Annotated in this window: 9 protein-coding genes; all 9 read right to left on the bottom strand. The window is 35.2% G+C overall.

The features are described 5' to 3' along the window. Positions 1-510: RlmF-related methyltransferase (locus AB8B65_RS12325; RefSeq protein WP_405301346.1), on the bottom strand; the 510-nt coding region annotated here is incomplete at its 3' end. A gap of 9 nt (positions 511-519) precedes the next feature. Next, a complete protein-coding gene (gene trpA, locus AB8B65_RS12320; protein WP_405301345.1) occupies positions 520-1,287 on the bottom strand; it encodes a tryptophan synthase subunit alpha in 768 nt (255 codons plus the stop codon). An 82-nt stretch (positions 1,288-1,369) separates the two neighbouring features. Then, positions 1,370-2,551 carry a tryptophan synthase subunit beta gene (gene trpB, locus AB8B65_RS12315; protein ID WP_405301344.1) on the bottom strand — a complete coding sequence of 394 codons (1,182 nt, stop codon included), beginning with the start codon at positions 2,549-2,551 and terminating at the stop codon, positions 1,370-1,372. Beyond that, on the bottom strand, positions 2,548-3,108 hold the full coding sequence (locus tag AB8B65_RS12310; RefSeq protein WP_405301343.1) for a hypothetical protein: 561 nt from the start codon (positions 3,106-3,108) through the stop codon (positions 2,548-2,550). Before AB8B65_RS12310 ends, trpB begins: the two co-directional genes overlap by 4 nt. Then, positions 3,105-3,749 (bottom strand): phosphoribosylanthranilate isomerase, encoded by a 645-nt coding sequence (locus tag AB8B65_RS12305; RefSeq protein WP_405301342.1) that lies wholly within the window; start codon positions 3,747-3,749, stop codon positions 3,105-3,107. Before AB8B65_RS12305 ends, AB8B65_RS12310 begins: the two co-directional genes overlap by 4 nt. A 102-nt stretch (positions 3,750-3,851) precedes the next feature. After that, on the bottom strand, positions 3,852-4,637 hold the full coding sequence (gene trpC / locus AB8B65_RS12300) for an indole-3-glycerol phosphate synthase TrpC (RefSeq protein ID WP_405301340.1): 786 nt from the start codon (positions 4,635-4,637) through the stop codon (positions 3,852-3,854). Positions 4,638-4,754: 117 nt separating this feature from the next. Continuing rightward, positions 4,755-5,747, bottom strand: coding sequence for an anthranilate phosphoribosyltransferase (gene trpD, locus AB8B65_RS12295; protein ID WP_405301338.1), 993 nt, complete (start codon positions 5,745-5,747; stop codon positions 4,755-4,757). A 285-nt stretch (positions 5,748-6,032) separates the two neighbouring features. After that, positions 6,033-6,599 carry an anthranilate synthase component II gene (locus tag AB8B65_RS12290; protein WP_405301336.1) on the bottom strand — a complete coding sequence of 189 codons (567 nt, stop codon included), beginning with the start codon at positions 6,597-6,599 and terminating at the stop codon, positions 6,033-6,035. Between the two features lie 245 nt (positions 6,600-6,844). Further along, positions 6,845-8,239, bottom strand: a complete 1,395-nt coding sequence (locus tag AB8B65_RS12285) for an anthranilate synthase component I family protein (RefSeq protein ID WP_405301335.1) — start codon at positions 8,237-8,239, stop codon at positions 6,845-6,847. Positions 8,240-8,393 lie beyond the last annotated feature (154 nt).

Raw genomic sequence — 8,393 nt, 5'->3', positions numbered from 1 at the left:
GCGAATTTCAACGCGATCGTGTAAACGTTTATTTTGACGAATAATTTCTTTGGCATTCTCAATAGAAACTTTGTCAATGTCTGATGCAACAAACTTCCAATCGTATTGATGTGTTCCAATAATTGGGTAAATACAATTTGCGCCTGTGCCAATATCCAAACAGGTAATTTTTTCTCCTTTCGGAATGTTTCCGTGATTGTATTTCGCTAGAAACGTCGCCAAATAATGAATATAATCAGCTCTGCCTGGAATTGGAGGACATAAATAATGCTCCGGAATATCCCAAAAATCAATTGCGTAATACTGTTGCAACAATGCTTTATTGAGCGCTTTTACAGCTTTTGGATCAAAAAAATCAATAGATTCGTCGCTAAATTTGTTCAAGGCTACAAACGGTTTTAATTCGGGACATGCTTGTATGAGCAAACCAAAATCGTAACGTCCTTGATGTACATTTAGCGGATGTAATTTTGACTTCTTTACTACGCGCTGTTGCTTTTTTGAATCCATGTATTTATTTTATTTTCCTAAAACACCATTCACAAATGTATCGATGGTTTTTGTTCCGTTTTTCGTCAAATGTTTAATAAAAGCACTTCCAATAATAGCGCCTTTTGCTTTGTTGGTTGCTTGTGTAAATGTTTCATGATTGGAAATTCCGAAACCAACAATCTGTGGGTTTTTTAAATTCATATTTCCAATGCGATCAAAATAAGTTTCCTGTGTATTTCCAAAGCTATTTTTAGCGCCTGTGGTTCCTGCCGAACTTACCATATAAATAAATCCGTTAGAAATGTTATCGATAAATCGGATGCGTTCCTCAGAGGTTTGTGGTGTAATCAAAAACACATTAATCAAGCCATATTTTTCAAAAATGGCTTGAAACTGCTCGTGATACACCGCAACAGGCATATCAGGAATAATCAATCCATCAATACCAACTTCTTGACATTTAGCGCAAAACGCTTCAATTCCGTATTGCATCATCGGATTCAAATAGCCCATAATAATCAATGGAATCGCAACTGTTTCACGAATATCTTTTATCTGATCAAACAAAATTTCGCTCGTCATTCCATTTTCTAAAGCCTGTGTAGAACTTGCTTGAATCGTGGGTCCATCTGCTAACGGATCGCTAAACGGCAAGCCAATTTCGATCATATCGACATCGCTTTTTTCCAACGCTTCAATCACACCAACCGTATCATTCAAACTTGGATATCCAGCGGTAAAATAGATGGATAGTAACTTTTTATCTTCTTGTAATTTTTGGTTTATTCTGTTCATGGTAATAGTATTGAGTATTGAGTCATTAGTATTGAGGTGTGAGTTTTATCTTGTCTCATAGCTCATTACTAATCTCTCACTACTATAATTTAAAATAATCAATATACGTATTCAAATCCTTGTCGCCACGACCCGATAAATTCAAAATTACAATCTCATCTTCTTTGAATTTTCTCGTATCAAAAACGGCTAATGCATGTGAAGTCTCAATCGCTGGAATTATTCCTTCCAATTGCGATAATTCCAAACCAGCGGTCATAGCTTCATCATCGGTAATAGAAATGAATTCGGCACGTTTGCTTTCGTATAAATGTGCGTGCATTGGTCCAACTCCGGGATAATCTAAACCAGCCGAAATCGAATACGGTTCTGTAATTTGTCCGTCTTTGGTTTGCATCAATAACGTTCTACTTCCGTGAATAATTCCATCTTCACCCAACACCGAAGTTGCAGCACTTTCGCCAGAATGAATTCCTTTTCCGGCAGCTTCTACAGCAATTAAATTGACACGTTCATCATCTAAATATTGATAAAAAGCGCCAGCTGCATTACTTCCGCCACCAACACATGCAATCACATGATCGGGATAAGAACGACCTTCTTTTTCTTGTAACTGCCATTCCATTTCCTCAGAAATTACGGCTTGAAAACGCGCTACCATATCTGGATACGGATGCGGACCAACCACCGAGCCAATAATATAATGTGTGTTTATGGGATTACTAATCCAATCGCGAATAGCTTCATTTGTGGCATCTTTCAGCGTTCTACTTCCCGATAATGCTGCACGAACCTCAGCGCCTAACATTTTCATACGTGCTACATTTGGTGCTTGACGCGCAATGTCAATTTCGCCCATATACACAATACATTCCATGCCCATTAAAGCACAAACAGTTGCCGTAGCAACACCGTGTTGTCCAGCGCCAGTTTCAGCGATAATTCGAGTTTTGCCCAAACGTTTTGCCATCAAAATTTGCCCAATCGTATTATTTACTTTGTGCGCGCCTGTGTGGTTTAAATCTTCACGTTTTAAGTAAATCTTTGTGTTGTATTTGGCAGACAAACGTTCCGCGTAAAATAACGGAGATGGACGCCCAACATAGTCTTTTAGTAATTGTTTGAATTCTTTTTGAAAAGAATCTTCATACATAATCTCTAAATACTTTTGACGTAATTCTTCTACATTCGGATATAACATTTCAGGAATGTATGCGCCGCCAAATGTGCCGTAATATCCTTTTTCGTTTACGTGATAACTCATGATCTTATATATTTTTTAAACGTATTGCTATAATTATCTTGATACGTAATTTTTGTAATTTTTTGTAATTTCTCTTTGATTGGTTCTTCTAAAAAACCTTGTGCATTAAAGTGTTTAATAGCGACTGTTTTCTTTGAGATTTTTTGAATATGTCCAATCGAAAATAAATCATCTTTTATGCGTTCAGATTCAATAATGACACATTCATTTTGATTTTTTAAATTTTTGAGAATATTCTGAAAAGAATTCAGGTTAATTGAATTACTCTTTTGGAATATTTTTTTGAAAACTTTAGGAGATTCTTTTTCGAAAATCATTCCGAAGTATTCATCATTTTTATTACGCCTTATATTCGTAATTGTTCTGATAGGAATACAATGAAATCCAAAGAAATAGAAATCTTCTATTTCGGCAATAAGTACAAAGTTTTTAGAAGAAGCTACTAAATATCCTGTGATAGCTCCAAAAATATCATTTTTATAACCTCTACTGATTCGTACGTAATTCTTTTTCTTTACGTGTATTTTTATTGATTTATCTATTTTCTTAAGACTCATAAGGCTAATTCTTTAAATTTTTTCAATTCTTCAATATTCTTCAATCCGGGAACAATTTCAAACTTACTGTTTACATCTAATGCATAACAGTATTTTGAAGCCTTACTTTTTAAGAATGCTTCCAGTTTCTGAGTTGTTTCTAGTCCAATTCCACCACTTAAAAAGAACGGTTTTGTTGATGGATAATTTTCCAAAACTGTCCAATCGAATGTTACACCATTTCCGCCAGGTAATTCTCCTTTTGTATCAAACAAAAAATAGTCAACACAAGCTTCATACGGTTTCAAAGTAGCGAAATCAAATTCGTTTTTTATTGAAAATACCTTGATGATTTCTACATGAACATTGAGCGGAGTCGAAATGTGACATTTATTCTTTAATTCGAGACAAAAAGAAGGACTTTCATTTCCATGCAATTGCACAGCTTGTAAATCATACAATTTTATTTTGTTGAAAATATCTTCAATCGAAGCATTTACAAAAACACCTGTTTTTTTAATTCCTTTTGGAATTTCTGGAATTACAGTATCAAAAAAACGCGATGATTTTTTATAGAATATAAACCCCAAATAATCTGGCTGTAATTCGCTCACAGCTTTCATATTGTCTTCATATTTCATTCCGCATATTTTGAGTTTCATCGTAAAACTTGTTTTGCGTTCCTGCGAAGGCAGGAATCTATTTGTCTATTATTTCAATTGCATCTCGACTGCGCTCGATGTGACACACAGAAACGTGATGGTTTATCCTTTCAATTCATTAATAAACTCCAAAGCACTATGCCCAGGATTTTTCGTTTTCATAAAATTCTCACCAATTAAAAAACCTTGATATCCATACGGCTGTAAGTCTTTGATCGCTGCAACAGAACTAATTCCGCTTTCAGACACTTTTACAAAATCATCGGGAATATGAGTTGCTAATTCTTTGCTAATGTCTGTGCTAACTTCAAAGGTTTTTAAATTCCTGTTATTTACACCTAACATATCTAACGATGGCATGATGGATTTTTGCAATTCTTCTAAATTATGCACTTCTAACAACACATCCAATCCGAGACTTTTTGCAGTTTCCGATAAGGCTTTAATTTCATCTCTCGTTAAAACAGCAGCAATCAATAAAATGACATCAGCGCCATAGGATTTTGCTTCAATAATTTGGTATTCATCCACAATAAATTCTTTTCTCAGAATTGGTAATTGTGCGCTTGCTCTTGCTAATAAAACATCGTCTAGCGAACCTCCAAAATATTTTCCATCTGTCAAAACAGACATGCCGCAAACACCTGCATTTTCATACCCAGAAGCGACATCTTGTACACTTGCAGTTTGATTGATTACACTTTTGGATGGCGAACGTCTTTTAAATTCTGAAATGATTCCTGTATCACTCGCTTTTAATGCTGCAGACAAAGAAGATGTTTCACGACCGAATAATGCCGAACGCTCCAAATGCGACATTGATACGATACTTTTTTTTAGAGAAACCTCTTTGTATTTATCTGCTATAATTTTATCTAAAATTGTCATATTTATTTTTCGCGAAAGCGGTCATTTTAATTTATCTTTTTTGTCATTCCTGCGAAGGCAGGAATCATACTTCTTATTATTTATAGATTTCTGTTTTCCCAGGAATGAAAAATGTTGTTATTGACTTAACTCTTGTAACTTTTTCAACACTTGCAATGCTTTCCCTGAATGCAAGGATTCTTTTGCAATTTCAAAACCTTCTTTGGCTTGTAAACCTTGTACCGTTGCAATTGCCATTCCTGCGTTGGCACAAACTACATTGTTTTGCGGATCGGTTCCGTTGCCTTCTAAAATATCTGTAAATATTTTTGCTGCAGATGCTACCGAATCACCTCCGTAAATGGAAGCTTGTGTATGTTGTGGAACGCCAAAATCTGCTGGTGTTAGCATTTCTTCAGAGTTATTTCTGATGGCTTTTGTAGCGCCTGTGAGTGAAATTTCATCGTACCCATCTAACGCATGTAAAATGGTGTAATTTTTATCTGTGTTTTGATATAAATAGCCATACATACGTGCCAATTCTAAATTGAAAACGCCAACCATTTGATTTTTTGGAAATGACGGATTTACCATTGGACCCAACATATTAAAGAATGTTTTGATTCCTAAAGCTCTGCGAATTGGAGCTACATTTTTCATGGCTGGATGAAATAATGGCGCGTGTAAAACACAAATTCCCGCTTTGTCAATACACTTTTCTAAGAAATCGGTATCGTTGGTAAATTTGATTCCTAAATGTTCCATAACGTTAGATGAACCACTTACCGAAGAAACGCCGTAATTTCCGTGTTTGGCAACTTTTACGCCAGCGCCAGCTGTAATAAAAGAAGCTAAAGTTGAAATGTTAAAAGTATCTTTTCCATCGCCGCCAGTTCCGCATAAATCGATTGCATTGTACGCAGATAAATCTACAGGAATACATAATTCTAGCAACGCATCGCGGAAGCCTTTTAATTCTTCTAGTGTGACACTTCGCATCATAAAAACTGTCAAAAAAGATGCAATCTGACTCGGATTGTACATGTCTTTTGAAATGTTTACAATTACCTGTTTGGCTTCTGCTTCGGTAATGCTTTCGTGATTGATGAGTCTATTTAGTAATTTTTTCATGTTATTTTTTTAGTATTGAGGTTTTAGTATTGAGAATTGAGACGAGTGTGATTTTTTATATTTGGTTTCAAACAACTTCTCGATACTAAATTTCTGCGAAATTTCACTCGAAGTGACGCTAGGTGTTTCTTTAGTAATTAGGTTTATTAGAATCTCACTTTTACATTTAGTATTTAAAATTTTACATTTAAAATTTCCAACAAAGAGGTTGCTTTGGCTATCGCTTCGCAAGGACGTTTCTAAGAAGATCAAACAATCTCAATACTCAGTTCTCACAACTCACATCTAGTTTTTCACCCAATTTTCCAATATTTGTTTTCCATTTGGTGTCAATACAGATTCGGGATGGTATTGTACGCCGCGCACATCATATACTTTGTGACGCAATGACATAATTTGTCCGTTTTCATCATACGAAGTTGCTTCTAAACTTGGAGGAAGCGGACTTGCAACAATCCAGGAATGGTAACGTCCGACTTCAAAGTTTTTTGGTAAACCATCAAACAACGATTCATCATCGACTGAAACTTTTACGTTGGTTGCAACACCATGATATACTTCTGCTAAGTTTGACAAACTTCCACCAAAAACTTCTCCAATTGCTTGTTGTCCTAAACAAACACCAAGAATACTTTTCGTTGGCGCGTATCGCGCAATAATTGGTTTCAATAAACCAGCTTCATCTGGAATTCCAGGACCTGGCGAAAGAATGATTTTTTCATAAGCATCCACTTCTTCCAACGAAAGCTGATCGTTTCTTTTTACCGTAACATCACAGTCTAAATCTTCCAAATAATGCACAAGATTGTACGTGAAGCTATCGTAATTATCTATGACTAGTATTTTTTTCATTTTTTTATTGGCTTTTCGCTTTTAGCCTTTAGCTATTGGCTTTTTACTTTTTATTTTCAAAGTACTTCTCGATACTATTTTCTTTTAGAAAATCACTCGAAGTGACGTTTGGAGTTTTTATTTAAAATTTAGCATTCAACATTTATAATTTCCAAGAAACAGATTACTTCTGCTATCGCCTGGCAAAGACGTTTCTAAGAAGTTGACTTTTACATTTAGCATTTAAAATTTTACATTTATAATTCCTAAATGGTTTCCGCAATTTCTAAAGCAGTATTCAACGCTCTTAATTTGTTATATACTTCTTGGTTTTCGTTTTCTTTATTCGATTTTGCCACAATTCCTGCGCCTGCTTGGTAATGTAATTTGTGGTTTTTACTTAGAAATGTTCTGATCATAATAGCATGATTAAAGTTTCCGTGAAAGTCCATAAATCCGATGGCACCACCATAAAAATCACGATTCGATGTTTCGTACTTTTCAATCAATTGCATGGCTTTGTGTTTTGGCGCGCCGCTTAATGTTCCTGCGGGAAATGTGTCTGCCACTACTTGCATTGTAGGGACTTCCTTGTGTTTTTGTGCTGTTACTTTTGATACTAAGTGAATGACATGCGAAAAGAATTGCAATTCTTTATAGGTTTCTACTTTGACTTGATTTCCGTTTCGGCTTAAATCGTTTCGCGCTAAATCGACCAACATTACATGTTCTGCATTTTCCTTAGGATCGTCAAAAAGTCTTTTGGCAGATTCGGCATCTTCTTCATCGTTTCCTGTACGTTTAAACGTTCCTGCAATAGGATGAATTTCGGTATGATTGTCCTTTACAACTAATTGCGCTTCTGGCGAAGAACCAAAGATTTTAAAATCGCCATAATCAAAATAGAAAAGATATGGTGAAGGATTGATGCTTCTTAACGCACGATACACATTGAATTCGTCTCCTTTAAATTTTTGAATGAATCGTCTCGATAAAACCAATTGAAAAACGTCGCCACGAAAACAGTGTTTTTTTGCCAATGCCACATTCTGCTTAAACTGTTCATCATCTAAATTCGATTCGCGTTCGCCATCAATTTTAAAATCATACGTCGTAAAGTTTTTGGAACGCAATAAATGTTCAATCGAAGCAATATTATCTGCTGTATTGTATGAATGCGAAAAGATGTACGCTTCGTTTTTAAAATGATTGAACGCAATGATGTTTTGATAAATCGCGTAATACATATCGGGAATGTGAAGCGATTGTTCTTTTTTAGAAATTTCTACATCTTCAAAATACCGAACGGCATCATAGGCAATGTAGCCAAATAAACCATTATTGATAAATTTAAAATCGTTTTTGTCTGTTTCAAACTGTTTTGAAAATTCGTGAATCAACGCAGGAACATCGGTCGTTTTGGTAATAGGAGTGACGTTTGTTTCACCATTTGGATATTCGCGCGTAAGCGTTTCGTTTTCCACCTTAATACTTGCAATCGGATTGCAACATACATACGAAAAACTGTTTCCGCTGGCGTGATAGTCACTACTTTCCAATAGCAAACTGTTTGGGAATTTGTCCCTAATTTTTAAATACACACTTACGGGCGTAATGGTGTCTGCTAATATTTTTTTATAGGTAGTTTTTAATGTGTACATGGTTCAATTTGTTTCAAAAAAAAAGACTTGTCGTGATTGACAAGTCTTTTTATATATCTATTATTTGTAAATAGGGACTTAGCTCACGATTCTGAAGTTCGTAAGTTCCACCACCAAGTATTTACAAAATTTAATTTCATTTGTTGTTTTGTTG

Origin of the sequence: Kordia sp. (assembly GCF_045105435.1) — a bacterium.
GTDB lineage: Bacteria > Bacteroidota > Bacteroidia > Flavobacteriales > Flavobacteriaceae > Kordia.
The sequence above is the reverse complement of the archived record's forward strand: the minus strand, read 5'-3'. Positions and strand labels throughout refer to the sequence as shown.

Excerpts from the sequence above, each read along its gene's own strand:
- trpA (WP_405301345.1), bottom strand. The coding sequence starts at position 1,287 with ATGAACAGAATAAACCAAAAATTACAAGAAGATAAAAAGTTACTATCC.
- AB8B65_RS12310 (WP_405301343.1), bottom strand. The coding sequence starts at position 3,108 with ATGAGTCTTAAGAAAATAGATAAATCAATAAAAATACACGTAAAGAAA.
- trpD (WP_405301338.1), bottom strand. The coding sequence starts at position 5,747 with ATGAAAAAATTACTAAATAGACTCATCAATCACGAAAGCATTACCGAA.
- trpB (WP_405301344.1), bottom strand. The coding sequence starts at position 2,551 with ATGAGTTATCACGTAAACGAAAAAGGATATTACGGCACATTTGGCGGC.
- AB8B65_RS12305 (WP_405301342.1), bottom strand. The coding sequence starts at position 3,749 with ATGAAACTCAAAATATGCGGAATGAAATATGAAGACAATATGAAAGCT.
- AB8B65_RS12290 (WP_405301336.1), bottom strand. The coding sequence starts at position 6,599 with ATGAAAAAAATACTAGTCATAGATAATTACGATAGCTTCACGTACAAT.
- AB8B65_RS12285 (WP_405301335.1), bottom strand. The coding sequence starts at position 8,239 with ATGTACACATTAAAAACTACCTATAAAAAAATATTAGCAGACACCATT.
- trpC (WP_405301340.1), bottom strand. The coding sequence starts at position 4,637 with ATGACAATTTTAGATAAAATTATAGCAGATAAATACAAAGAGGTTTCT.